Origin of the sequence: Geodermatophilus chilensis (genome assembly GCF_002802985.1) — a bacterium.
Classification (GTDB): Bacteria; Actinomycetota; Actinomycetes; order Mycobacteriales; family Geodermatophilaceae; genus Geodermatophilus; species Geodermatophilus chilensis.
The window spans coordinates 1-23,524 of record NZ_NVPT01000087.1 but is presented as its reverse complement, the minus strand read 5'-3'; the positions used below and the strand labels follow the sequence as shown (position 1 = coordinate 23,524).

Genomic DNA, 23,524 nt, shown 5'->3' with positions numbered 1-23,524 from the left:
GCGCCTGTAGTAACACGACCCCATCGCGGCCTGCCCGCATCCCTCCAGGTCAATCAGCGAATTGGGCCGGTCGCGTGCTCACGATCTTCGGAAGTCCGGTCAGCTGGGCGCCTATTCGTCGGGTGATCGTCCTCACGCGCGCCGCTGACCTGAGGTCGGACCGGCCGCCGCTACGTTGATGCGACATTGTCGTGTTTCCGTTGACAGGTGGAGGGGGCGGGTTGGCGAAGGTTCCGGGCTCGGCGGGGCTGGTGCTGGTCGACGGCGTCGTGCACCTGGACGAGCCGGCCGCGGTGTTCGAGGCGATGCTGACCGGCTGGGCCAAGCAGCAGAAGTCGCGGATGCTGGCCGATGCGACGGTCGCCTCGCGGCTGTCGCTACTGCGCCGGTTCACCGAGTTCGCCGGCTCCTATCCGTGGGCGTGGACGGCGGCGGACGTGGAGGACTTCACCGCCTCGCTGACCTCCGGTGAGCAGCGGCTGGCGCCGGCCACGATCCGCGGCTGCCACCTGACGCTGCGGATGTTCTGCGACTACCTCACCGACGCCCGCTACGAGTGGCCCCGACAGTGCCGCGACCGGTTCGGCCAGGTGCCCACCCAGGTGTGTCACGAGTGGAACACCGTCGCGCACCTGACCGACTACGAGGGCCGGCCGGGCCGGCGCCCGCTGTCCTACGACGAGCTGCAGCAGCTGTTCGACCACCTGGACTCCCGGGTCGATGCGATTGCCGGCTCCGGGCGCAAGGGCGCGCTCGCCGCACTCCGCGACGCCCAGATGATCAAGACCTGCTACGCGTTCGGGCTGCGCCGCAACGAGCTGTGCCGCCTCGACGTGGCCGACCTGCGGCCGAACCCGCACGTGCCCGACTGGGGCGGCTACGGGTCGGTACACGTGCGCTACGGCAAGCGATCCGCGGCGGCGTCCCGCGGCGGCGCACCGTGCTGCCGGTCCCGGAGTTCGGCTGGGCGATCGCCGGGCTGCACCAGTGGACCGAGCAGGCCCGCCCGATCCTGCGGCCCGCGGACCACCCGGCGCTGTGGGTCACCGAGCGGCTGACCCGGGTCTCGACCAAGCACCTGGACAAGCGGTTCGCGGCGCTGCGCGCCGAGGCCGGGCTGCCGGCGGAGCTGACCCTGCACTGCCTGCGCCACTCCTACGTCACGCACCTGATCGAGTTCGGTTACCCGGAGCGGTTCGTCCAGGAGCAGGTCGGACACGCCTACGCCTCGACCACGGCGATCTACACCTCGGTCAGCAACGACTTCAAGAACCAGACACTGCGCACGGCACTGGCCCGGGTCTACACGCCGCCAGCAGCCACCGAGCCGATCACGACGACGAGGACGACGACGAAGACGACCGGGACGGAGACACCCCGATGACCCGCCGAGTGGAAATGCGCTGGCACCTGCGGCAGGTGATGGCCGGCCGCGGCATCTTCCAGACCAGCGAGCTGGTGCCGCTGCTGGCCGACCGCGAGGTGCACCTAACCCGGCAGTACGTGCACAAGCTGGTCACCACCCCGCCGCAGCGGATCAACGTCGACCTTCTCGCCGCGCTCTGCGACATCCTCGACTGCAAGCCCAGCGACCTGCTCGAGCCCGTCGTCGTGCAAGCCGAGCGGGCCAAGACCGGCACCGACGCGCCGCAGGAGGGTTTGGGCATCGGCGAGCTGCGCCCGATCCGGGCCACCGTCCGCCGCCCCCGCGAGGACCGGTGAGCGCGCCGCGCGGCTGGTCGACGACGACCTGCGGGCACTGCCGTGAGCTGCGGCCCTGCCATCGGAGGATTCTCGGGCAGTGGGTCTGCCAGACCTGCGTGCTGCGTTTCCGCCGCGCCCCGGGGCCCTGCCCGGGCTGCGGCGGGCTGAAGGTGCTGGCCTTCTACGACGCCCGACGCCGCCCGGCCTGCGCCGGCTGCACCGGCCACGACCCGGTCTACGCCTGCCCGGCCTGCGGCCGTGAGGACAGCCCGTTCGGCCGCCACTGCGGACCCTGCACGCTGCGCCAGCAGCTCACCGAGCTGCTCGCCGACCCGAGCGGAAGGATCCATCCGCAGCTGCAGCCGGTCTTCGACGCGCTGCTGGCCGGGCCGCGGCCGCAGACCACCCTCTACTGGCTGACTCGCGCCTCGGCCCGCCCGGACATCCTGCGCGACATGGCACGAGGAGAGCTGGAGATCTCCCACGCCGCCTTCGACGCGCTGCCCGCCGACCGGGCGGTCAACTACGTGCGCGACCTGCTCGCCGCGCTCGGCGTGCTGCCGCCCTACGCCCCGGCGGTCGAGCGCATCGTCCCGTGGCTGCGCGGCATCCTCACCGAGCTGCCCAAGCAGCACGCCGAGCTGATCGACCGGTTCGCCCGCTGGCAGCTGCTGCGCCGGCTGCGGCTGCTCGCCGAGCGTGACCGGGTCACCCGCGGCGGAGTGCAGCACGCCCGCGCCGCGATCCTCGGCGCCGCCCGGTTCCTGCGCTGGCTCGACGAGCAGGACACCACTCTGGCCACCGCGACCCAGGCCCAACTCGAGGACTACCTCGTCTGCTTCCCCGGCCGCGGTTCAGCCTGAAGGTGTTCCTGAACTGGACGCACCGCAGCGGTCTCGGCGCCGAGCTCCAGATCCCCGCGCACGAGCGACCGCTACCGCAGGTCACCCTCTCCGACCAGCGCCGCTGGCAACAGGTCGAACGGCTGCTGCACGACGACGACATCCGCCTCTACGTCCGCATCGGCGGACTGTTCCTGCTGCTGTTCGCCCAACCACTGGCCCGGATCTGCCGCATGCACGCCGACCAGATCACCCAGCGGCCCGACGGAGCCGTGACGGTCACCTTCGACGCCGCCCCCATCGAGCTGCCCGACCCGCTCGACCGGCTCGTCCTGGACCAACTGGCCCGCCGCGGTCAGGCCTCCTACGCCAGCCGCCCGGACCGGTGGCTGTTCCCCGGTGGCCTGCCCGGCAAGCATCTGGTCACCGAGAACATTCGCTCTCAACTCGTCGCGCTCGGCATCCAGCCCTCCGCCGCCCGCAAGGCGGCGATGTTCGACCTCGCCGCTCAGATGCCGGTGCCGATCGTGGCAGAGCTGCTCGGTCTCTCCCCCAACACCGCCACCCGCTGGGCAACCCTGGCCGCCCGCGACTGGAGCCAGTACGCCGCCATGCGCCGCGCCTGACACCACGAGGCACGCCCGACGATGGCACGCCCGTCCTCCCCACCGCCGTCGAGGACAGCGCTACTGCAGAGGCCTGACCGCACCCGTAAACACGCGGAAGGCCACCTCGGAGGGGGCAATAGGAGCTGGTTCAGATATGCGCCTCCACCGACACCCGCCCGGGAGGCAGCTGGTTGGCCAGCCATGCCGGTCGCCGTCGAAGACGAACACCAGGTCGCGGAACAGCTTGGGGGGTGGCGACAGGGGGCGGTCCGCGCGCTTCGGCTCCGCCAGCACCCGGCCGCGTGAGGCCGAGGCAACGAGGACCGCTCGGCGTGCTGGCTCGTCGGCCGGCTCCCCTGCAGCCCGTGCGAGCGCGGTCGTCGGCACGGGCCGCAAGTGTCGAGGGCCCCGCCCCCCACCTGGCCATCGGGCGAGTCCCGGCTGTTGCAACCGGAGAATCACGCCAGGAGAACTGGAGGTCGGCTTCCTACGGTCCGCGGCTGTGATGACGCTGCACAAGCTGACCGCGGGCCACGGTGCTGATGTGCACGACCAGGTCGAGCGCCGAGGCGCACGAGCGGTACGCGTGCTCCGGGGTGACCGCGGCGCGGCCGCGCATGCACAGGTTGGCCAGCCGCTCGAAGGCGTGGTGGGCCGAGCGGGCGTGTAGAGTGCAGGCCGAGCCGCCCTCGCCGGCCTCCATCACCTCGATCAGCGGCCAGGCCTCCTCGCCGCGCACCTCCCCCAGCCACACCCGGCTGGCGTTCATCACCAGCGCCTGCTCGACCAGCTCGGTCAGCGTCACCTCACCCAGGCGGCGGCCGTCCGGGCCGCGCTCGCCGGTGCCCTCCCGGGCCTCGAACGGGACCACGCGCGGATGCCGGTCTGGCAGCTCGTGCAGCAGCAGCTCGAAGTGCTTCTCGATCGTGGCCAGGTTCTCGCTGACCGGAAGCTCGTTGGCCAGCGCCCGCAGCAGCAGCGTCTTGCCGGCGCCCTGTCCGCCGGTGACGACGATGTTCTTGCGGGCTCGCACCGCCGCCCGCAGAAACTCCGCCAGCGGCCGGTCGATCGCCCGCAGCCCGACCAGGTCGTCGAGGTCGACGTTGCGGATCCGGTGCCGGCGGATGACCAGCTGCGGGCGCGGCACCGTCTCGATCACCGCCGCCAGCCGCGACCCGTCCGGGAGCCGCATGGTCAGCAGCGGGCTGGCCGTGGTCAGCGTCCGCTCGGCGCGGCCCAGCCGGGCGGCGATGTGCTGGAGCTGCCGCACCAGGTCCTCGTCGGAGTCGGCGATCGGGTCGACGCGGACGTCGCGGCCGTCGGCGTAGCCGACCCACACGTTGTCGTGCCCGTGCGCCTCGATGTTCTCCACCTGCGGGTCGTCCACGTAGGGCTGCAGCCGGCCCAGGCCGAACTGAGCGGCGAACACCGCTTCGGCGATCGCCCGCTCGTCGTCCGGAGTGGGCACCGCCTGCCCGGCGCGCATCCGCTGCCGGACCAGCTCGTCGATCCCGTCCTGGACGAGCGTGCGGGCCAGCTCCTGCTGCGCCACCACGCTGAGCGTCGGGCGGCGCTTGAGCTCCTCGGCCAGCGCCGTCGCCGTCGCCTCGTGCAACCGGCGCACCAGCGTCCAGTCCACCGCGACCGGTGATGCGTCGAATCGTCGTGGCACGGCCTCAGCGCTGAGGAACCCGGTGAGGTCAGCGGACACGGCTGCTCCCGACCGTGGTCGCCGACGCGGGTACGGCCGCCTGCGGTGGCGTCAACCGGGATTCGTGCGCCGCGGCGAACTCGATCAACCGGGTCGCGACCGTCCGGGCGGCGCGCAACAGCGCCGACTGGGCGAACAGCCGACCGGCCGGTGCGCCGTCGCTGAGCACCGCCGCCGCCTTAGCGTCCCGCGGCAGCACGCCGACGACCGGAACGCCCAGCGCCTCGCCGATCTCCCGCTCGCCGTACGGCTCCCCCGGCCCGATCACCAGCGCGCCCAGCATGCCCAGGCAGGCTTCCCGCTCTCGGAGTTCGGCGATCGCCTGCGTCGCCGCACGCACGGCGCGCAGCGAGGAGCCGGTGGTCAGCACCACGACGGCAGCCCGATGGACCACGGCGGCCGGAAAGTGCTCGGCGCGCAGCCGCCCGCAGTCGGCGACCACATCGATCGCGCCGTCCTCTACCGCCGCCAACGCGGCGGCCAGGCGGTCCCAGTCCACGTGGCGGGCGCTGGCGGGGTCGGCCAGACCGGGCAACAGCCGCGCTCGCCCCTCGGAGTCGAGCCGCAGCAGCTGACTGTCCAGGTGGCGAGCCGGCCCACCCCGCCGCGCCGCGAGCTCCAGGTCGGCCAACCCGCCCGCGGACATCTCACCTCGGCCGTATCCCGCCAGCACGTCCCCGCCGGCCGGATCCAGCTCGGCCAGGACCACCGGCCGCGGCCAGGACAGCGCCAGCGCCAACCCGCTGGTGGTCACCCCGGGTGCACCCTTGGCCGAGCACAGCGCTATCAACACCACAGCCGCCCGCGCCTACTCGCCGGCCACCACGACGATGGCGATCAGACCGGCAGCGGCGCGGGCGGCGACGTCCGGCCCGTCGGCCGCGTCGACCAGCACGTCGACCACTCGCAGCCCGTCGGTTCCCGGCGGCCCGGTCCGCACCACGGTCGCGTTCACCACGCCCGGAGCCCCTACCTCGGTCGCGGCCGGATCGCTGCCTACGGCCACGGGCACCAGGAGGACGTCGTCGCCCGGACGCAACGCGGTCGTCGGCAGCTGCACCGCCGACACCCCGACCCCGACCAGCTGCTGGCCGGGAGCCGGCAGGCGCTGATCGGTCAGCGCGTCGCGGGTGAGCAGCGAGCCCGGCGCCAAGGTGGTCGCCGCGACAAGACCGATCACCTGGTCGCGGTCGCCGTACGGAATGGGCTCCAACGCCGGATCAGCCGAGATCCTCGCTTCCACCAGATCGGCGGCAGTGATGGGCTGCCCCCAGGGCACCTCACGCGCGATTGCGATCACCGGGGACGTCTGCCCCAGCGACGTCGCCAGATAGGCCGCACCCAGTGCACCGAGGACCACCATGGTCACGGCCAACGCCAGCAGGCCGGGACGGCGGCGACGACGCGGCGGTGGCAGCACCGGCGGCCGGGACAGCCCGTTGACCGCCGCAGGAGGGGGCGGTGCGCTCGTCCTGGGCGGCTGAGTGCGCGTCATCGGCTGCTCCCAGCCTGGTTGAGGACGTGCAGCTCGCCGACGAACAGCTCGGCCGACGACGACAGCTCCAGCGTCTCGGTGCCCGACAGCCCCCCGCCGGACCACGTGACCGTCCACGTGCTCGTCGCCGTGATCGGCCACGGGCCGCCACCGGACACGTGCCGGCTCGATGCCTCCGCATAGACGTGGCCGCAGTCCGGCGACTCACCCTCGGCGCCCGGCGAGTACGGCGTCCCGGCGCCACAGACCACCGTGGTGCCGTCCCCCATGTCCCAGACGATGCGACTGACCTCGCCTACGGCCGCCACCGTGACGCCCCCGGCCGACACCGACTGCCGGGTGGGCCCGAGGAACTCCTCCCCGCGCTCGGTCCACATCCACACCGGCAGACCCACCAGACCACTGGTAGACCCGGGTGGCGGCGCCATCCGGATTTCCGGGGCACGCATGACGAGGGACGCGATCGCCTGCTCCGCCAGAACACGCGGGTCCACGGGCGGCCCGCCAGGCGGAGCAGAGCCGTTCGGTACGAACACGAGCATCGTGGTGAGGCCCGACCCGTCCACCCGTGGACAGACCTTCGCGTACATCGCTCCGTCGGCCGGAGACTGTCCCTGCCACAGGGCGCTCGTCGGTGGCGGCTGCGGCTGCGCCACCGTGTACGTGCACGGGTCCCGGGCCGGGGTGTCTCCGTCAGTCGGCTCTCCGCCACCAGGATTGTCACCGCCGGCTACGGGGCCGGCGTCCGCATCCTGACCGGGAGAGGTCGCCTCGACCAGGCAGATGCCGGTCTGCGCATCCTGCTTGGCACAGTCGACGGGTGGGGCTGCCATGGCGCCGTCCAGCCCGCCGGGGACGGCGAGCATTACGGCGGCCAGCAAGGCCACGCGGGACGCCCTCAGCACGGTCGATCCGTCAGCGGGTCCAGCTGGTTGACCAGCCACGGAGATCCAGGTTCGGCCTCGTAGCGAATCACGGTGATGTCCCATACGTACCGCGGCGGAGTCCCGGGTGGCACGACCTCACCGGTCCCCACATTCACCACTCGCGTGCTCTGGCTGTCGTAGCAGCCGGTGAACTCCACAGTCGGCCCCTCGGGAGACGCCAGGTCGACGCCGGTGACCTGCAGGTCGACCTCGGTGTCGCCTTCCTGGCGGAGGCCGATCGTCGCGTAGTCCCGTACTGCCGTGACGGCGAGCAGGGCGGCGGGGTCGCCGGCGAGTCGCCGGATCTCCGGTTCCCAGTCCCTGGCGCCTGGGTCCTTCTTGGCCGCGTCGGTCACGCGCAGCATCTCTTCGAAGACCGTGGTGGCAGCTTCTGCCGCCTCGTCTTCAGGGGTCGGCGCGTCGCTCGTTGCGGGAGCGGTCGTTGAAGACCGCGGCGACGAAGACGCCGTCGCGCTCGGCGACGAGCCCTCCGGGCCGGCCTCACCTTCTGTGCAACCGGCAAGCGCCAGCAGCGCAAGGAGTGCGCCAGCCGTCCACCGCCGCGTGGTCATCGCGCGTGCCCTCACCGGGTCGGCAGACCACCCCTCCGGCCCGGGGACGACCGCCATCGGCCCGGAAACGAGGCTCGAGCGTGTGCCGGCCCACGTCACGCTCGACTCCGTCGTGCGAGCCATGGGCACCTCCCCGGGCAGTGGTTGCGGGAAATTACCACCGAGATCGCCCGTGGAGGCAACCCCCTTTCTCCGGCAAATCTCCTGTTCAGCTGCCGAAGGACGCCAGGGCCGCGTGGTCACTGCGTGAGCGGCGGACGGCGGCCTCCACGCGAGGGACGTCCACGCCGAGGACCTCGGCGATGGCAGCGATCACCCTGGCCGAGGGATCCGCACCGGGGCGGCCGTCCTCCAGCCGCACGTACGTCATGACGGACACGCCAGGAGCAGTCACTTCGTTCGTGGCGAGTCCGGCGGCCAGGCGAAGAGCCGCCAAGGGCGGGTCACCCGAATCAACGCCGAGCAGATACACCGGGTCGACGCCCAGCGCAGCCGCCAGCCGGGGGACGTAGCGGGGCCGCGGACGCTCCAGCCCCATCTCCCACACCCGGATGCGCGCCGGACTGGAGAGCTCGAGTTTCGTCGCCAGTTCTTCTCTGGTCAGCCCCATGGCCTCACGAGCAGCCTGCAGGCGGTCGCCGCGAAGCAGTGGCCGCGCCATGGCAGTGCTCCCCACGTCACCCGTTCGGTGGACACCCGCCCGTGTGACGTCGAACCCTAGCCGCAATCCCCACGCCATCCGAAAGCCTCGTCGGCCGGACACGAGCTCGCCGACCGGAGAACTACAGGAGCGGAACCGGAGGACTTTCGGTTACTGCTCGGACGCTCCCCCGAAGCGCCTCACCCGCGAGTCGACGAACCCCCGTGCCCGGATGCCTGCCGCGTCGGTGTTGTCGGACGTCGGCGGCACACTCGGCGCTCGTGGAGCACTCTCCTGGGGCCGTGACCGCTCGACTGTGGCCCCTACTGGTCGCTGTCCACCGGGCCCTTACCGCCGGCGTGGCCGTCAGCGCGGCCATCCACACCGCCCACGGCTGGAGCCCCGCAGCCGACCGCCACCTGGACCACCAGCTGGTCCGTCGCGAGGCGATGGAACGGCTCAAGCCTTGGGGCGCCTCCCCCGATGACCTGGCCGACGAGCTGACCGACCCACTCACGGTCCGGCAGCTGGAGCTCATCAACACCAGCACCGCCAACCTGGGCCTACCGATGAGCGGATTGCTGCTGCGCACGCCCACCGACGTACTGCGCGTCTGGCGGTCCGACGACGGCAGCCTGCCCGACGCCGCCACTGATGGCTTGCGCGCCTTCTACCGCCAAGCCCCCAGCCGACAACTGCAACTGACCCTCGACGACGACCCGACCGGGGCTCGGACGGCGCGCGGCCACCTAGCGCTGCTGTGGGCCGACGCCGGCGCCGCCCTCATCCGCTTCGACCTGGTTCGCCCCGGCGGGCACATCGGCCGCCGCGTCCAGGTCGACTGGCACATCGACCTCCTCGACCGCATCGATCGCACCGCGGCCTGACCCGACCTACGGTTCGCGGCCCCGGGACGGAGGACCGGGGTCGCCGGCTGCAGTGCACTCGAGGCCGCCCCCCATCGTCGTCGACGACCGCGGAGTCCGGGGGTGCAGCCCGGGATCGGCAACCTCGTAGGTCGAGCGGTTCGCGCCGGGACCCCCCTAAATCAGGAGTTTTTCATGGCTTGTTCCGGGCCTCGCCCAGCACACACGCCTCTCAACTGGACGTTTGAGCCGACGGGGGGACTCGAACCCCCAACCGCCCGATTACAAGTCGGGTGCGCTACCAGTTGCGCCACGCCGGCGGGACACGGGACCGAGTCCCGGGACAAGGATAGGGACAACGCGGGGGACAACTCCGCCGCGTCGTCGCTGGCGCTCGTACTGGGGGTGACAGGGACCTGAGCCCGCGGCCACCTCCTGGGGGAGGCGCAGCCCAACTGGTTTCGGGCCCCGACCGTTGAGCCGTCCGAGGCGGAGGTAGGGCGCCCGACGGCACCCACGTCCTCGCGACGACGCAGCAGGGGCTCCTGCGGTCCACCGACGCCGGCTCCTCGTGGTCCCCGGTCGACGGAGCCCCGTCCCTGCAGGTCATCACCTGGCCCGACAGCGGCAGCGCGGTCGGTGTCGACCCGGCTGGGGCCGTCTGGACCAGCACCGACGCCGCTGGCGCCCGGCGGGAGGTGGCGCAACTCGGCGCCACTCCCCAGGCCGTGGCCGCGACCTCCGCCGGCGACGGGTCGGCACGGATCGTGGCCGCCGAGGGCTTGCTGGAGTCCCACGACGGTCAGACTTCCACCGTCGTGCCGGGCCACTGAACCCCGCGGGGCGGGCGCCGGCCGGTCCATCCGAGCCGCCGGGCATGCCCGGCGGCTCGAATGGACGCCTTCGCGGAGGGGGACGCCGACAGCGATCAGCTCTTCCCGGGTCGGCGCAGTGCACACCGAGCAGGCCCCCGGGACCGGCGTGGCGGCCGCCCAGCCTTCGACCACTGGAGGCCGGAGTCCGGACGGCAGGCCGCCGTCAGGCGCCGGGTGTGCTCAGACCTGCCCGGACAACCACGTGAGGAAGTCCGCGACCTGCATCTCCTGGGTGGTGATCCCCGAGGTCGCGGCAACGCGCAGCTCCGGGTGCACGGCTCGCGACTGGGGCTCCAGGAACTCGATGATGCCGGCCTGGTGGTGCGGGACCATCATCCGCACGAAGGCCACGTCGAAGTCCTCGCCGGCGGAGACCTGGCGAAGTTCCTCGACCATCTGGCTGGTCTCCGCTTCCAGCGTCTCCATCTCCTGGCGCGCCTCCTCCGGCGCCTGGGCCATCGCCTCCTCCGGTGTCAGCCCGTACCACTCGTCCAGCCAGCGGGTGAACTGGTCGATCTGGTGCTGCTGGTTGGCGATGATGTTCTCCGCGTGGGTGCGGATGTCCGGGCTGGTTCCTCGCTCCAGCTCCAGTTGTGCCATCTCGATCGCGGCCCGGTGGTGCGGGATGATCTCGGCCAGGAAGGTGGTCTCCAGCTCCTCCCCCTCGAGCTTGGCGAGGGTCTCACCGAACAAGTAGGCGGTTGGTGAGGTGGGCGGCACGCCCAGCGAGTCCTCTTCGGCTGACGGCGCAGCCGCGGGGGCGTGAGCGGGCACGGACCCGGGGATCGCAGCCGCGGGAGCCGCGGCTCCCAGCGGGACAGCGATCACCGCGGCGACGATGCCTCGGGTAAGGATGGTCTGCTTCAAGAGGGAGCTCCAGGTCTGTAGGCATGGGCAGGCATCCGTGATGCCTGCCCTGACAGCGGACCTCAGCGGCGCTACCCCGCCATCCGAACCGGCATGCGGCTCAGCCAGTACTGCGCGAGACCGTTCCGGTTGCCGCGCCGGGTCTGAGCCCAGCGGAGTCAGCCGCTCACCTCCGCAGGCCCCGACACTCGGCTCCGGTCCAGCTACAGCGGCCTGCTGTGAGCACGGCTCCTCTCACCGCCTGGCCGTCCGTCGTCGTAGGTCAGGTTCCGCGCCGCTGTTCGCAGCAGGCCGCATGTCTCAGCAGATGCCCCGGCAAGGACGGGCTGCCCTGGAGCTCGAAGATCACGAACGAGCGGGGTCCTGCCCGAGGCGCTGGTCGAGAGGTACTCCGTCACCTTCGGCAAGCGCCATCAGATCGGGGGCTCCTTCTCCTGGCTGGAGAAGCGCTCTTGCGTCGAAGACCCGCACGCCAGTGGAGCTGCTGGACCTGGTCTTCGCCGGACTGCTGCACAAGACCAAGCTGGACCCACCTGGCCTGCCGGCACTCCGAGGTCGCCGCCGACCTCGCGCACACCCTCTCCGACCTGCCCGACACCCCGGTCAACGAGGACTACGAGGAGTCGGGCGCCGAGAAGGCTGCCGTCTGACCTGACGCGACTACCCATCGTCCCGGAGCTCCGGACGACCGCGAGTCGCCTCCCCCGCGGCTCACCGCTCGGAGCCCTCATGCCTGCGCACACCGCCGGCCGGTACGACTACACCCGCGTCCTGCGTCGCACCGACGCGGCCCTCGCCCCGCTGCTCCCCACCGGCGTCGACCAGTCCGTGACTTCGCTGACGAGATGGCCGGCCACCTCACCGCGACGCTGCCGGCCATCAACGGCATCTAGCAGCGGGTCGACCCCGACCCGGCCACCACCGCGCAGATGCTCGGGGGTGTCGCCGCCTCCGCCTCCGTGGCCAGGCGGCCGCGCGCCGTGTCACCGACGTCCCCCACCCTGGTAGAGGCTGCCAGCATCGCTGCTATCGACCCGCTGGCCCTGCGGGACCAGATCACCCGGTGGCTCACGCGTTCCAGGCGACGCCGACCCGCGTTCCAAGATCAGCCGTATCGCGTACCGAGTTGGAGCACGGCATCGAGCGGTGCAAGCGACGAGAGAGCAGGTCAACCGAGTTGTTCCCATACCCCCACGCCGGCGGGACACGGGACCGAGTCCCGGGGTCAAGCATAGGGAGAGTGCGGGGAGACTCCTCGACGTCCACCGGGATCCGCTGCTCGGGGCCCGGTCAGCCCTTGAGGCGCTTCATGGTCTGGTGGGAGACGGCGCGGGCGACGGCCGGCAGGCCGATCAGCTTGGCGAACTGGAACGCCTCGAACGCCTCGGCGTCGGCGACCGCCACGTGCACGAAGTAGTCCGGCTTCCCGAACAGCCGGCGGACGGCGACGACCTCGTCGAAGGCGACGACGGCGTCCTCGAACTCCTCGACCGTGCGCCGGTCGTTGGCCGCGATGTCGACGGCGACCACCACCTCGAAGGCGCGCCCCACGGCCCGCGGCTCGATGACGGCCCGGTAGCCCGCGATGACGCCCTCGGCCTCCAGCCGCTTGACACGGCGCAGGCACGGGGGCGGGGTCAGGCCGACGCGGGCGGCCAGCTCGACGTTGCTCAACCGACCCTCGCGCTCGAGGTGGAACAAGATGTCGCGATCGATGCGGTCGAGGCGCGGTGGATTGCGCATCCAAGGACCGTAGCGACACGATAGGCAATCGGGTGAGCCGCGATCCGTCCTACCGTTTCGTCGTGCTCCCACAGTCGCTCGCCGGTCCCGCTCCCGGGGTGCCGCTGCCACCCGAGAGCCGACGGGCGGCCGTGCGGGCCGTCGTCCGGCCGGCCGCTCCGGTCGCCCTCGGGATGGTCCCGCTCGGCATCGCGTTCGGGCTGCTGGTGCTGCACAACGGCCTGGCGTGGTGGTGGGCGACGGTCTTCAGCGCCGTCGTCTACGCCGGGTCGCTCGAGTTCCTGCTGGTGGCGATGGTCGCCACCGCCGCACCGCTGGCCCAGGTCGCCCTGACGACGGTCATGGTGAACGGACGGCACGTGTTCTACGCGCTGTCCTTCCCCCTGCACCGGGTCACCGGGCGCGCGGCGAGGACCTACAGCACCTTCGCGCTGACCGACGAGTCCTACGCGATGACCGCCGGCCCCGACGGGCAGCGGTGGTCGAGCACCCGGATCCTCGGCCTCCAGGTGCTCCTACACCTGTCCTGGGTGGCCGGCGCGACCCTCGGCGGGCTCCTGGGGACGGCGCTGCCGCTGGACGCCCTGCACGGCCTCGACTTCGCCCTGTCCGCCCTGTTCATCGTGCTCGCCATCGACGCCTACCGGGCCCAGCCGGACCTGCGCACCGCGGCGCTGGCACTGGCGTGCGCGCTGGGGGCGCTGCTCGTCCTTCCCGCCCAGATGCTGCTGGTCGCCTACGGCGCGTTCACCGTCGTGCTGCTCGTGCGGTGCGGCCTGGCGCGACGGGGCGAGCGCGGCCGTGCCGGCACGGAGGTGCTCCGTGCCTGAGCCGGCGTACGTGGCCGCCGTCGTCGGCGTCGCCGCCGCACTGACGTGGGGCCTGCGCGCCGCACCGTTCGCCGTCCTGGGGCGGATGCGCGACAGCGTCGCCGTGCACCACCTCAGCCGGCACATGCCGCTGGGGGTGATGCTGATCCTGGCCGCGTACACCCTGCGCGACATCCCCACGACCACGCCGATGGCCGCGCTGCCGATCGTCGCCGCCGTCACCGTCACCGTCGGCCTCCACCTGTGGCGCCGCAACGCCCTGGTCAGCATCCTCGCCGGCACCGCCGTGCACGTCGCGCTGGCCACCGCGCTCGCCGGCGTCTGAGGAGGAGATCGCAGCATCACGCACCTCGCGCCCGCCTCCCCCGGCGACGCGGTCACCGCCACCGCCGTCGCGCGCGCCGTCGTCGGGCGCAGCGGCATCCACGACGTGGCCGTCACCCGGGACACGGACGGCCGGCTCGCCGAGCTGCGCGCGCGCAGCTCCCGGCCCCGGCCGGCACCGCCGGCCGACGGCGGGGGACCTCGGGCGCGCCGGGCTCAGGCGGCGGGGTCGCCGTGCTTCAGGTCGCCGCTGGGGTCGCTGCCGGCCAGCGGGAGGCCGGAGAGCCACCGGGCGAAGCCGTCGGGGTCGCGCCGCTCGAGCTCGTCGAGGGTCTGCTGCCGCCGGACGACGATCGCCTCCCGGGTGCGGGCGTCGAGCGGGCCGGACAGCGCCGTCGTCGTCCGGACCCACTCGCGGCCGAGGGCCTCGGTGGACAGGGCGGACACCGGCGACAGCGGGACGGCCGGCGGAGAGGCCGCGGCGACGGTGGCCGCGGACGTCCTCCGCGAGCTGCGGACCAGCCAGACGACGGTCCACGTGCCCGCAGCCACCCCGGCCACCAGCAGGGTGAGCACCGCCCCGCCGAGGACGGCGGTGCCCGACAGGACGAGCAGCACCGCGACGGTCGCCACCCCCGCCTTCCAGGCCGCGTCGACGACGGCCTGCCGCCCGGGCCCGGACTCACGGGCGACCCCCGCCGCCAGGCAGGCGGCCACCACCGCGGCCAGCCCCACCGCGACCACGCCCGGCGGTCGCAGGGCCAGACCGCCCACGACGGCCAGCCCGGCGCCGACGACGGCACCGGCCCAGAGCAGAGGGCGGGGAAGCGGACCACGGGTGGACACGGCGAACCCTCCAGGGCGGGACCGGACACGGGATCCCGGGCCGGCACCGACGAGCGGCGACCCGGGGCCCCGTCCCTACCCAACCCGCACGCCACTTGCACCCTCCGTGGCGGAACGGTCTTCCCCTGCGGGCCCGAGGCGAGGACCCTCGACGGCACTCCACGGGGGACGACCGTCATCCGGAGGTGCCCGTGTCCACGACGACCCCCACCCCAGCCGGGACGCTGCCCGCGCCCGGCCCGGCGGACGACCCGAAGCCGCCGCCCGTGGTGGTCGGCGCCGACGGCAGCGAGTGCGGACTCCGGGCGGTCCGGTGGGCCGCCGAGGAGGCCGTCCGGCGCGGCGCACCGCTGCGGATCGTGCACGCCACCCCGCACCTGGGGCACCGGGGCGTGGCCGGCTCCCCCGCCGGCGACCTGCCCCGCGCGCGCGGGGCCACCGCGCAGGCGTACACCGTCGCCCGCCACACCGCGCCGTCCGTCGACGTCTCCACCAAGCTGGTGCCCGGCGAGCCGGTGCAGGCGCTGCTGCACGCGGCGGAGGACGCCCAGCTCGTCGTCCTCGGCATCACCACGACCGGCGCGGCCGACGAGATGGTGCTCGCCTCGGTCGCGCAGAAGGTCGCCGCCCGCTCGCCCCGGCCGGTGGTCGTCGTCCCGCGGTCCCGGCCGGGCGGCACCGGCTCCCGGCCCCACGTGGCGGTGCTCGGCCTCGGCGAGCGGGAGGACGACGAACCGGTGGCCGTCTTCGCCGCCGAGGAGGCGCTGCGGGCCGACCGGCCGCTGCTCGTGCTGCACACCCGGGCGGACGACGACGGCGCGTGGGCCGCGGACTCCGCGCAGTGGGCCGAGCGCTGGCCCGACCTCCGCGCGACGCACACCCCGGTGCCCGGCCCGACCGGCGGCCGGGTGCTGGCCGCCGCCTGCCCGACCCCGCTGATGGCGATGAGCGCGGGCCACGGCGGGCTGCTGCACCGGCCGCTCGACGGGCTGCACCGCTGGCTGCTGCGGCACTGCACCTCGCCGATGGCCTTCGTGCCGCCGATGCACCGGGTGACCGGCAAGGAGCCGTGCGAGGAGATCATCGCGGTCGGCTGAAAGAGGACCCCCCTCCCCCACGCCACTCGGCCCTCTCCAGGGGCCCGCCGCGAGCTTGCGAGCGGTGGGGAGGAGGGGGTCCTTCCACCTGCAGGGGAGCCGCCGTCCTCGCCACCTCCGCGAGCACGGGACGAGCAACGTGGCGGGGCAGGATCACCGCCCGTGGGTTCCTCCGTCGTCGACCTCGGCCCCCGGCTCGCCGTGGCGCTGGTCGCGCTGACCGCGCTCGCCGCGGTGGCCGGCCGCCTCTCCGGCCTCGGCCAGGACCGCCCGGTCGTCGTCGCGGCGCTCCGCGCGACCGTCCAGCTGGCCGCGGTGTCGGCGGTGCTGCTCGTCGTCGTGCGCTCGCTGGCCCTCTCGGCGCTGTTCGTGCTGCTCATGGTCAGCGTCGCGGCGGTCACCGCGGCCGGACGGGCCACCGGGCTGGAGCTGCGCAGCCCCGGCACGGCCCGCCGGGTCGGCACCGCCGCCGTCCCGGTGCTGGTCGGCGCGCTGCCGGTGGTGACCCTCGTGCTGGCCAGCGGCACCGTGCCGCTGCGCGGCGAGGCGGTGATCCCGATCGCCGGCATCCTCGTCGGCGGGGCGATGACCGCGACGTCCCTGGCCGGCCGTCGGCTGCGGGAGGAGCTGACCGCCCGGCGCGGCGAGGTCGAGGCCGCTCTCGCGCTGGGGCTGGTGCAGCGCGACGCCGTCCGCGAGGTGCTGCGGCCGGCCGCGGCCACCGCGCTGGTGCCGCCGCTGGACCAGACCCGCACCGTCGGGCTCGTCACACTGCCCGGCGCGTTCGTCGGGGTACTGCTCGGTGGCGGCAGCCCGCTGGAGGCCGGCGCGGCCCAGTTGCTGGTGCTCGTCGGCCTGCTGGCGGCGCAGGTCACGGCCGTGTGGACGGTGGTGGAGCTGGTCGCCCTGGGTCGGCTGCTCCCCGACGTCCCCCGCTGAGACGTCCAGGGACCTCACAGGGGACCACCAGCGTCGGGTCAGCAGCACGGACGACCGTGGTCGTCGGAAGGCGGTGGACCGACCGCCCACGAGGAGGACGAGGACACGTGAACCCCTACGGCACCCCCCACCCGGCGCCGGGCCCCTGGGCGCCGCCGACCTGGCCCCAGCAGCCCGCCGGCGGGCAGGCGGCGCCGGGTCAGCAGGCGACGGAGACGGCCGCTCCTGGGTACGACAGCCTCCCCGGGCAGCAGCCGGGCCTGCACGGGCAGCCGGGTCCGGTCCCGCCGGCGCCCGAGCAGGCCCGCCGGTCCGGCCGGTGGCGGATCGGCGTCGCCGGTCTGCTCGCCGGGGCACTGATCGGTGGCGGCGCCGGTGCCGGGGTGGCCCTGCTCGCCGACGGCTCGGACGGCAGCAGCAGCGGCAGCGGCACGGCCGCCGCCCAGAACGTCACCATCACCAACCCGGAGACGGCGACCGCGGTGACCGCGGCCGCGGCCAAGGCGGCGCCCAGCGTGGTCACCGTCTACGTCACCGGGGCCTCCGGTTCGGGCAGCGGCTCGGGCGTCGTCCTCAGCGAGGACGGCTACGTGCTGACCAACAACCACGTGGTCGGCCTGGACGCCGCCGGCTCCAGCATCGTCTCGGTGCGCACCGCCGACGGCACGCTCTACGACGCGACCGTCGTCGGCACGCAGCCGGTCTACGACCTGGCGGTGCTGAAGCTGGAGGGCGCCTCCGGCCTGACCCCGGCGGAGTTCGCCGACTCCGACGAGGTGCAGGTCGGCGACCTCGCCGTCGCGATCGGCGCCCCGCTGGGCCTGTCGGACACCGTCACCGACGGCATCATCAGCGCCAAGGGCCGGGCCGTGGCCACCGGGTCGACCGAGGGCGACGCCACCGTGATCGACGCCCTGCAGACCGACGCGGCGATCAACCCGGGCAACTCCGGCGGCGCGCTGGTCAACGGCGCCGGCGAGGTGGTCGGCATCAACACCGCCATCGCCACGGTCGCCTCCGGGGCGCCGGGCCAGTCGGCGGAGAGCGGCAGCATCGGCGTCGGCTTCGCCATCCCGGGCAACACTGCCAAGAGGATCGCCCAGGAGCTGGTCGCCGACGGCTCGGCCGACATCACCTACCTGGGCGTGAGCGCCCAGACCGCCGCGGACGAGGACCAGGCCGAGGTCGGCACCGGCGCCCAGCTGGTGCAGGTGCAGCCCGGGACCCCGGCGTCCGACGCGGGCCTGCAGGCCGGCGACGTCGTCACCGCCGTCGGCGACCGGGTCGTGACCACCTCGACCGAGCTGACCGCCGCCGTCCGCAGCGCCGCCCCCGGCGACGAGGTCACCCTCACCGTGCGCCGCGGGCAGGACACCCAGCAGGTCGACGTCACCCTCGGCGCCACCGAGGGCTGACCGGCCCCGGAGCCCACGGGGGCCGGGTGGGACCGCGCGTCCCGCCCGGCCCCCGTCCGCTCCTAGGCTGGGACGGGTGTCGTCGAGTCCGAGCGCCCCGCTGGCCGCGTCCCTCGACGACCCGGAGCGGGCCCGCGACCTCGCCCGCATGAAGCGGCTGGCGACCGGGCTGTTCCTGCTCGCCGCCGCCGTCTTCCTGACCTGCCTGCTGCTCGGTGAGGAGACCGGCGCCTGGGTCGGGTACGTGCGGGCGACCGCCGAGGCCTCGATGGTCGGGGCACTGGCCGACTGGTTCGCCGTCACCGCGCTGTTCCGGCACCCCCTGCGGCTGCCGATCCCGCACACGGCGATCATCCCGCGCAAGAAGGACCAGATCGGCGCCAGCCTGGGCGCCTTCGTCCAGCAGAACTTCCTCACCCGCACCGTGGTCGAGGACAAGCTGACCACCATCGACGTGCCCGGCCGGCTGGGCGCGTTCCTCGCCGCGCCGGGGCGCGCCGAGCGCCTGGCCGGGGACGCCGGTGCGGTGCTGCACTCGGTCGCCGGCCTGCTGAAGGACGACGACCTGCGGCCCGCCGTCGCCGACCTCGTCGACCGCAAGCTGCACGCGACGCCGGCCGCCCCCGTGGTGGCCCGCGTCCTCGAGCTCGTGGTGGACGGCGACCGGCACCAGGAGGTGCTGTCGGCGGGGCTGCGCGGGCTGGCGCGCTTCCTGGAGGACAACCGCGTCGTCTTCCGCGCGCAGCTGGGGGACGCCTCCCCCGCGTGGGTGCCCGACTGGGTCGACGACCGGGTGTTCGACCGCGCGTTCGCCGGCATCCAGGCCTTCCTCGACGAGGTCGGCGAGGACCCCCGCCACGAACTGCGGCGGGCCTACGACGCCCGGCTGCGCGTCTACGTGCACGCGCTGCGCACCGACCCGGCGACGGCGGCCCGGGTGGAGGACCTGAAGAAGGAGCTGCTCGAGCACCCCGCCGTCCGGACCTGGTCCGGGTCGCTGTGGACCAACCTCAAGGACGCCGCCCTGGCCGCGGCCGCCGACCCCGACTCGGCGCTGCGGGCCCGCGTGGCCGAGCTGATCCGCGAGGCCGCCCGGCTGCTGCAGACCGACCCGCGGGTGCGCGAGCTGGTGCAGCGGCACGCGCACGGGATCGCCGGCTCTCTCGTGGAGCGCTTCTCCGGAGACGTCGCGGACCTGGTGGGCAGCACCGTCGCCCGCTGGGACACCGAGGAGACCAGCCGCCGCATCGAGCTCCAGGTCGGCCGTGACCTGCAGTTCATCCGGATCAACGGCACCGTGGTCGGCGGCCTGGCCGGGCTGGTGATCTACACGGTCGCCCAGCTCATCGGCTGAGAGAGGACCCCGTCCTCCCCACCCTTCGCGCGCTCAGGGCGGTGCCCTGGACGGGGCCGGCGGAGCCCGGGACGGTGCCGGCGGTGCCCGGGACGGGACCGATCAGCGAGCGGCGCGCCGGTCTCGCACGGCAGCGGCGAGGGCGAGCGCTCCCCAGGCGGCGGCGGAGACGCGCAGTGCCGCCGCCCGGCTACGGTCCGGCACGGCCGCGGGCAGGCCGGCCGCGTCGGCGCAGTCGCTGAGCACCCGGGCCGCAGCGGCCAGGTCGCGGAGCCGCCCCCTCGGTGCGGCGAGCATCGCCAGGCCGATCACGGCGTCCCGCGCACCGAGGGCGCGGACGAGGGCCCTCGTCTGCGCGGTGTCCGGCATCCCGGTGGGCCCGGTGAGCAGCCGGGGCGCGAGGACCAGCGCGGCCGAGAACGTGGCCGTGGCGGCTCCGACGACGGACGTCAACGAGGGCATGTCCCCAACCAACCAGCCCGAGCGGCCGAACGGTGTGCGCTCCGGCGCAATCCCACGGTCAGGAAGTGCCCATCAGCGCACACCGTTGCCTGCACCTACCGCCGGGCACTCGCCGCGGCGTAGAGGGCGATGCCGGCGGCGACGCTGACGTTGAGCGACTCGGTGTCCCGCGCGATCGGGATGCGCATGACGACGTCGCAGCGCTCGCGCACCAGCCGCGACAGCCCCGCGCCCTCGGCGCCGACCACCAGCGCCAGCGGGTCGGCGAAGCCGTCGAAGTCGTGCACGTCGACGTCGCCGTCTCCCGCCAGGCCGACGGTCATCAGCCCGGCGTCCTGGTAGGAGCCCAGCGCCCGGGCCAGGTTGACCGCACGGGCCACCGGCAGCCGCGCCGCGGCACCGGCGCTGGTGCGCCAGGCCGACGCGGTCATGCCGACCGAGCGCCGCTGCGGCACGACGACGCCGTGCGCGTCGAACGCCGCGGCCGAGCGGACGACGGCACCGAGGTTGCGCGGGTCGGTGACGCCGTCCATCGCGACCACCAGCGGCGGGCGGCCCGAGTCGCGGGCGAGGTCGAGCAGGTCGTCCGGGTGGGCGTACTGGTACGGCGGCACCTGCAGGCCGATGCCCTGGTGCAGCGCACCGCCGGACATCCGGTCGAACTCGGCCTTGCCGACCTCCAGCAGCGGCAGCCCCCGGTCGTTGGCCAGGTGCAGCGCCTCGGTGATCCGCTCGTCGGTCGCGGCTCGGGTGTCCCCGGTGACGACGTACAGCGCGGTCGCCGGGATCTGCGCGCGCAGCGCCTCGACCACCGGGTTGCGGCCCAGCAGCAGCTCGGGCGCCTCCTCGGCGCGCTGCCGGCCGCGATCGCGCTCGGTCCGGCGCCGGGCGTCGGCGGCCGCACGCCGCTGGGCGGGGTGCCCCGGGCGCATCTCCGCCGGCGGGGTGGCGCCGCGGCCGGCCAGCGCCCGGCGGCCCTTGCCGCCGGTGCCCCCGGAGGCGCCCTTCTTGTGCGCGCCGGTGGTGCGTCCCCGGCGCTGGCTGTTGCCGGCCATCAGCGACTCAGCTCCCATCGCGGTCCCTGCGGGGTGTCCTCGACCTGGACACCGAGTGCGGCGAGCTGGTCGCGGATCGCGTCCGCTGCTGCGTAGTCCTTGCGTGCGCGGGCGGCCTGGCGCTGCTCCAGCGCGAGGGCGACGAGCCCGTCGGCCACCTCCGTCAGCCGGTCGTCGCCGCCGGCGGCGGTCCAGTGCGGGTCGAGCGGGTCCAGCCCGAGGACGCCGAGCATCGCCCGCACCGAACCCAGCGTGCCGGCGACCGCCTTCTCGTTGCCCTCGGCCAGTGCGGTGTTGCCCTCCCGCACCATCTCGTGGACCGCGGCCACGGCGGCCGGCGTGCCGAGGTCGTCGTCCAGGGCGTTGGTGAAGTCCGCGCACAGCACCGGACTCCCGGCGTCGGCCCCGACCCGCTCGGCGGCGCGCTTCACGAACGACTCCAGCCGCCGGTAGGCCGCGCCGGCCTCGGCGAGCGCGGCGTCGGTGAACTCGATCGTCGACCTGTAGTGCGGCGCGACCAGGTAGTAGCGCAGCTCGACCGGCCGCACCCGTCGCACCACCTCGTCGACCAGCGCGGTGTTGCCCAGCGACTTGCTCATCTTCTCGCCGCCGAGGGTGACCCAGCCGTTGTGCAGCCAGTACTGCGCGAACCCGTCGCCGGCGGCGCGGGACTGGGCCTGCTCGTTCTCGTGGTGCGGGAAGCGCAGGTCCAGCCCGCCGCCGTGGATGTCGAACTCCGGCCCGAGGTACCGCTCTGCCATCGCCGAGCACTCCAGGTGCCAGCCCGGCCGGCCCCGGCCCCACGGCGTGGCCCACGACGCGGTCTCCGGCTCGCCGGGCTTGTGCGCCTTCCACAGCGCGAAGTCGCGGGGGTCGCGCTTGCGCTCGTCGGTGTCGGTGTCGGCGGCGGGCTCGAGGTTCTCCAGCCGCTGCCCGGTCAGGGCGCCGTACTCGGGGAAGGAGCGGACGTCGAAGTAGACGTCGCCGTCGACGGCGTAGGCGTGCCCGCGCTCGATGAGCCGGACCATGAGCCCGACCATGTCCGGGACGTGCCCGGTGGCGCGCGGCTCGTAGGTCGGCGGGAGCACGCCGAGGACGTCGTAGGCGCGGGTGCAGGCCAGCTCGTTGGTGTACGCCCACGCCCACCACGGCACGTCCCGCTCGGCGGCCTTGGCGAGGATCTTGTCGTCGATGTCGGTGACGTTGCGGACGTAGGTGACCTCGAGGCCCGACGCGGTCAGCCAGCGGCGCAGCACGTCGAAGGAGAGCGCGGCGCGGACGTGTCCCACGTGCGGCGGCCCCTGGACGGTGAGCCCGCAGACGTAGACGGAGGCCTGCCCGGCACGCAGGGGCGTGAAGTCGCGGACCGCGCGGGCGGCCGTGTCGTACAGGCGGAGGCTCACTGCGCGAAGTGTACGGAGCGCAGCATCAGCTCGGCGCGGAGTCTACGGAGCGCAGCATCAGCTCGGCGCGAAGTGTACGGAGCGCGGCGTCAGCCGGGCGGGGAGTCCACGGACGTCGTCCGGACCACCAGAGCCGTCGCCATCGCCGCCCGGCCCTCCCCCCGCCCGGTGAGGCCCAGGCCGTCGGTCGTGGTGGCCGTGACGCTCACCGGGGCGCCCAGCGCCTCGCCGAGCACCCGCTCGGCCTCCGCGCGGCGCGGGCCGACCTTCGGGGTGGTGCCCACCAGCTGGACGGCGGCGTTGCCGACCCGCCACCCGGCAGCGGCCAGCGTCTCCCGGACGTGCGCCAGGACGGCGGCCCCGCGCGCCCCGGCCCAGCGCGGGTCGTCGGTGCCGAGCAGGCCGCCGATGTCGCCCAGCCCGGCGGCGGACAGGACGGCGTCGGTGAGCGCGTGCGCCACGACGTCGCCGTCGGAGTGCCCCGCGCAGCCGTCGACGCCCGGCCACTCCAGCCCGGCCAGCCAGCAGGTGCGCCCGGCCTCGACCGGGTGGACGTCGACCCCGACGCCCACCCGCGGCAGCTCGGCGCCGTTCACCGGCGGACCTGCATCTCGGCCAGCGCCAGGTCGTGCGGCACCGTCACCTTCGCGGCCCGCTCGTCGCCGGCGACCGTGACGACCGGCACCCCGGCGGCGCGCACCACCGCGGCGTCGTCGGTGAGCTCGACGCCGTCGGGCAGCCGGTCGTAGGCGTCGACGAGGACGGCGCGGGCGAAGCCCTGCGGGGTCTGCACCCGGCGCAGCCTCTCCCGCGGCAGGGCGCCGGTCACGACGCCGTCGCCGTCGACGCTCACGGTGGTGTCGACGACCGGCAGCACCGGCACGACCGCAGGCGCGCCGCCGGCCAGCGCGGCGAGCACGCGGGTCAGCACTTCGGGCGGGGTCAGCGGG

General features: G+C 74.1%; 27 protein-coding genes and 1 tRNA gene. 13 read left to right on the top strand and 15 right to left on the bottom strand.

From position 1 onward, the window contains the following. Positions 1-221 precede the first annotated feature (221 nt). From CNO22_RS15620 to CNO22_RS28385, 5 genes are read left to right on the top strand one after another with little or no spacing between them, the layout of a single operon-like run. Positions 222-1,058: a tyrosine-type recombinase/integrase gene (locus CNO22_RS15620; protein ID WP_198588369.1), complete on the top strand. Its 837-nt coding sequence runs from the start codon at positions 222-224 to the stop codon at positions 1,056-1,058. Then, positions 941-1,384, top strand: coding sequence for a tyrosine-type recombinase/integrase (locus CNO22_RS28395; RefSeq protein ID WP_198588368.1), 444 nt, complete (start codon positions 941-943; stop codon positions 1,382-1,384). Before CNO22_RS15620 ends, CNO22_RS28395 begins: the two co-directional genes overlap by 118 nt. Next, positions 1,381-1,722, top strand: coding sequence for a helix-turn-helix domain-containing protein (locus CNO22_RS15615; RefSeq protein ID WP_100500237.1), 342 nt, complete (start codon positions 1,381-1,383; stop codon positions 1,720-1,722). The genes CNO22_RS28395 and CNO22_RS15615 overlap by 4 nt, the downstream gene beginning before the upstream one ends. Continuing rightward, positions 1,719-2,567, top strand: a complete 849-nt coding sequence (locus CNO22_RS28390; protein WP_198588367.1) for a hypothetical protein — start codon at positions 1,719-1,721, stop codon at positions 2,565-2,567. Before CNO22_RS15615 ends, CNO22_RS28390 begins: the two co-directional genes overlap by 4 nt. A gap of 2 nt (positions 2,568-2,569) precedes the next feature. Beyond that, complete coding sequence (locus CNO22_RS28385; RefSeq protein WP_198588366.1) at positions 2,570-3,172, top strand: hypothetical protein; 603 nt, start codon at positions 2,570-2,572, stop codon at positions 3,170-3,172. 469 nt (positions 3,173-3,641) lie between these two features. On the opposite strand, the gene CNO22_RS15605 is transcribed toward CNO22_RS28385, so the two are convergent. The 6 genes from CNO22_RS15605 to CNO22_RS15580 all read right to left on the bottom strand — a co-directional run bounded on the left by CNO22_RS15605 (position 3,642) and on the right by CNO22_RS15580 (position 8,519). After that, positions 3,642-4,865 carry a CpaF family protein gene (locus tag CNO22_RS15605; RefSeq protein ID WP_232807072.1) on the bottom strand — a complete coding sequence of 408 codons (1,224 nt, stop codon included), beginning with the start codon at positions 4,863-4,865 and terminating at the stop codon, positions 3,642-3,644. Then, the gene (locus CNO22_RS15600; RefSeq protein WP_232807071.1) at positions 4,855-5,619 is read right to left on the bottom strand and encodes a hypothetical protein; all 765 of its coding nucleotides are present in this window, start codon (positions 5,617-5,619) and stop codon (positions 4,855-4,857) included. Before CNO22_RS15600 ends, CNO22_RS15605 begins: the two co-directional genes overlap by 11 nt. A gap of 54 nt (positions 5,620-5,673) precedes the next feature. Then, positions 5,674-6,360 carry an SAF domain-containing protein gene (locus CNO22_RS15595; protein WP_100500236.1) on the bottom strand — a complete coding sequence of 229 codons (687 nt, stop codon included), beginning with the start codon at positions 6,358-6,360 and terminating at the stop codon, positions 5,674-5,676. Further along, positions 6,357-6,755, bottom strand: coding sequence for a hypothetical protein (locus tag CNO22_RS29105; protein WP_232807070.1), 399 nt, complete (start codon positions 6,753-6,755; stop codon positions 6,357-6,359). Before CNO22_RS29105 ends, CNO22_RS15595 begins: the two co-directional genes overlap by 4 nt. Before the next feature lie 503 nt (positions 6,756-7,258). Continuing rightward, positions 7,259-7,981, bottom strand: coding sequence for a hypothetical protein (locus tag CNO22_RS15585; protein ID WP_232807069.1), 723 nt, complete (start codon positions 7,979-7,981; stop codon positions 7,259-7,261). A gap of 85 nt (positions 7,982-8,066) precedes the next feature. Further along, positions 8,067-8,519, bottom strand: a complete 453-nt coding sequence (locus CNO22_RS15580) for a helix-turn-helix transcriptional regulator (protein WP_100500241.1) — start codon at positions 8,517-8,519, stop codon at positions 8,067-8,069. A gap of 281 nt (positions 8,520-8,800) precedes the next feature. Here CNO22_RS15580 and CNO22_RS15575 point away from each other — a divergent pair, with 281 nt between their 5' ends. Continuing rightward, positions 8,801-9,385 (top strand): hypothetical protein, encoded by a 585-nt coding sequence (locus CNO22_RS15575; RefSeq protein WP_232807068.1) that lies wholly within the window; start codon positions 8,801-8,803, stop codon positions 9,383-9,385. A 226-nt stretch (positions 9,386-9,611) separates the two neighbouring features. Here CNO22_RS15575 and CNO22_RS15570 read toward each other — a convergent pair. Continuing rightward, positions 9,612-9,684: transfer RNA gene (locus tag CNO22_RS15570), tRNA-Thr, on the bottom strand. A gap of 735 nt (positions 9,685-10,419) precedes the next feature. Beyond that, entirely contained in the window at positions 10,420-10,959 is a 540-nt protein-coding gene (locus CNO22_RS15565) for a DUF305 domain-containing protein (RefSeq protein WP_198588365.1), read from the bottom strand. Positions 10,960-11,558: 599 nt separating this feature from the next. Between CNO22_RS15565 and CNO22_RS27750 the strand changes: the two genes are divergently transcribed. Further along, positions 11,559-11,756 (top strand): hypothetical protein, encoded by a 198-nt coding sequence (locus CNO22_RS27750; protein ID WP_157936960.1) that lies wholly within the window; start codon positions 11,559-11,561, stop codon positions 11,754-11,756. A gap of 640 nt (positions 11,757-12,396) precedes the next feature. Here CNO22_RS27750 and CNO22_RS15555 read toward each other — a convergent pair. Beyond that, positions 12,397-12,849, bottom strand: a complete 453-nt coding sequence (locus CNO22_RS15555; RefSeq protein WP_100500232.1) for an Lrp/AsnC family transcriptional regulator — start codon at positions 12,847-12,849, stop codon at positions 12,397-12,399. 62 nt (positions 12,850-12,911) lie between these two features. Here CNO22_RS15555 and CNO22_RS15550 point away from each other — a divergent pair, with 62 nt between their 5' ends. Beyond that, a complete protein-coding gene (locus CNO22_RS15550; protein WP_232807067.1) occupies positions 12,912-13,679 on the top strand; it encodes an AzlC family ABC transporter permease in 768 nt (255 codons plus the stop codon). Then, positions 13,672-14,004, top strand: a complete 333-nt coding sequence (locus CNO22_RS15545) for a branched-chain amino acid transporter permease (protein WP_100500231.1) — start codon at positions 13,672-13,674, stop codon at positions 14,002-14,004. The genes CNO22_RS15550 and CNO22_RS15545 overlap by 8 nt, the downstream gene beginning before the upstream one ends. A gap of 215 nt (positions 14,005-14,219) precedes the next feature. On the opposite strand, the gene CNO22_RS15540 is transcribed toward CNO22_RS15545, so the two are convergent. Continuing rightward, on the bottom strand, positions 14,220-14,849 hold the full coding sequence (locus tag CNO22_RS15540) for a hypothetical protein (protein ID WP_100500230.1): 630 nt from the start codon (positions 14,847-14,849) through the stop codon (positions 14,220-14,222). Positions 14,850-15,040: 191 nt separating this feature from the next. Between CNO22_RS15540 and CNO22_RS15535 the strand changes: the two genes are divergently transcribed. The 4 genes from CNO22_RS15535 (at position 15,041) to CNO22_RS15520 (ending at position 19,654) form a co-directional block, all read left to right on the top strand. Next, positions 15,041-15,946 (top strand): universal stress protein, encoded by a 906-nt coding sequence (locus CNO22_RS15535; RefSeq protein WP_100500239.1) that lies wholly within the window; start codon positions 15,041-15,043, stop codon positions 15,944-15,946. Between the two features lie 162 nt (positions 15,947-16,108). Continuing rightward, positions 16,109-16,885, top strand: coding sequence for an ABC transporter permease (locus CNO22_RS15530; RefSeq protein ID WP_100500229.1), 777 nt, complete (start codon positions 16,109-16,111; stop codon positions 16,883-16,885). A gap of 107 nt (positions 16,886-16,992) precedes the next feature. Continuing rightward, positions 16,993-18,300, top strand: a complete 1,308-nt coding sequence (locus tag CNO22_RS15525; RefSeq protein ID WP_100500228.1) for a S1C family serine protease — start codon at positions 16,993-16,995, stop codon at positions 18,298-18,300. 76 nt (positions 18,301-18,376) lie between these two features. Next, positions 18,377-19,654: a DUF445 domain-containing protein gene (locus CNO22_RS15520; RefSeq protein ID WP_100500227.1), complete on the top strand. Its 1,278-nt coding sequence runs from the start codon at positions 18,377-18,379 to the stop codon at positions 19,652-19,654. Positions 19,655-19,756: 102 nt separating this feature from the next. On the opposite strand, the gene CNO22_RS15515 is transcribed toward CNO22_RS15520, so the two are convergent. The 5 genes from CNO22_RS15515 to CNO22_RS15495 form a co-directional block, all read right to left on the bottom strand. Beyond that, a complete protein-coding gene (locus CNO22_RS15515) occupies positions 19,757-20,116 on the bottom strand; it encodes a hypothetical protein (protein WP_100500226.1) in 360 nt (119 codons plus the stop codon). A gap of 95 nt (positions 20,117-20,211) precedes the next feature. Then, positions 20,212-21,189 carry a 23S rRNA (guanosine(2251)-2'-O)-methyltransferase RlmB gene (rlmB, locus tag CNO22_RS15510; RefSeq protein WP_232807066.1) on the bottom strand — a complete coding sequence of 326 codons (978 nt, stop codon included), beginning with the start codon at positions 21,187-21,189 and terminating at the stop codon, positions 20,212-20,214. Continuing rightward, the gene (gene cysS, locus CNO22_RS15505) at positions 21,171-22,574 is read right to left on the bottom strand and encodes a cysteine--tRNA ligase (RefSeq protein ID WP_100500225.1); all 1,404 of its coding nucleotides are present in this window, start codon (positions 22,572-22,574) and stop codon (positions 21,171-21,173) included. The genes rlmB and cysS overlap by 19 nt, the downstream gene beginning before the upstream one ends. An 89-nt stretch (positions 22,575-22,663) precedes the next feature. Then, positions 22,664-23,170 (bottom strand): 2-C-methyl-D-erythritol 2,4-cyclodiphosphate synthase, encoded by a 507-nt coding sequence (gene ispF, locus CNO22_RS15500; protein WP_100500224.1) that lies wholly within the window; start codon positions 23,168-23,170, stop codon positions 22,664-22,666. Next, positions 23,167-23,524 (bottom strand): IspD/TarI family cytidylyltransferase (locus CNO22_RS15495; protein ID WP_198588364.1); only part of this gene is annotated, 358 nt, incomplete at its 5' end. The genes CNO22_RS15495 and ispF, both read right to left, overlap by 4 nt.

What these genes read in the sequence shown, in the direction of transcription:
- CNO22_RS15615 (WP_100500237.1), top strand. Translation starts at nt 1,381, where the DNA reads ATGACCCGCCGAGTGGAAATGCGCTGGCACCTGCGGCAGGTGATGGCC.
- CNO22_RS15595 (WP_100500236.1), bottom strand. Translation starts at nt 6,360, where the DNA reads ATGACGCGCACTCAGCCGCCCAGGACGAGCGCACCGCCCCCTCCTGCG.
- CNO22_RS15585 (WP_232807069.1), bottom strand. Translation starts at nt 7,981, where the DNA reads ATGGCTCGCACGACGGAGTCGAGCGTGACGTGGGCCGGCACACGCTCG.
- CNO22_RS15580 (WP_100500241.1), bottom strand. Translation starts at nt 8,519, where the DNA reads ATGGCGCGGCCACTGCTTCGCGGCGACCGCCTGCAGGCTGCTCGTGAG.
- CNO22_RS15555 (WP_100500232.1), bottom strand. Translation starts at nt 12,849, where the DNA reads ATGCGCAATCCACCGCGCCTCGACCGCATCGATCGCGACATCTTGTTC.
- CNO22_RS15515 (WP_100500226.1), bottom strand. Translation starts at nt 20,116, where the DNA reads ATGCCCTCGTTGACGTCCGTCGTCGGAGCCGCCACGGCCACGTTCTCG.
- rlmB (WP_232807066.1), bottom strand. Translation starts at nt 21,189, where the DNA reads ATGGGAGCTGAGTCGCTGATGGCCGGCAACAGCCAGCGCCGGGGACGC.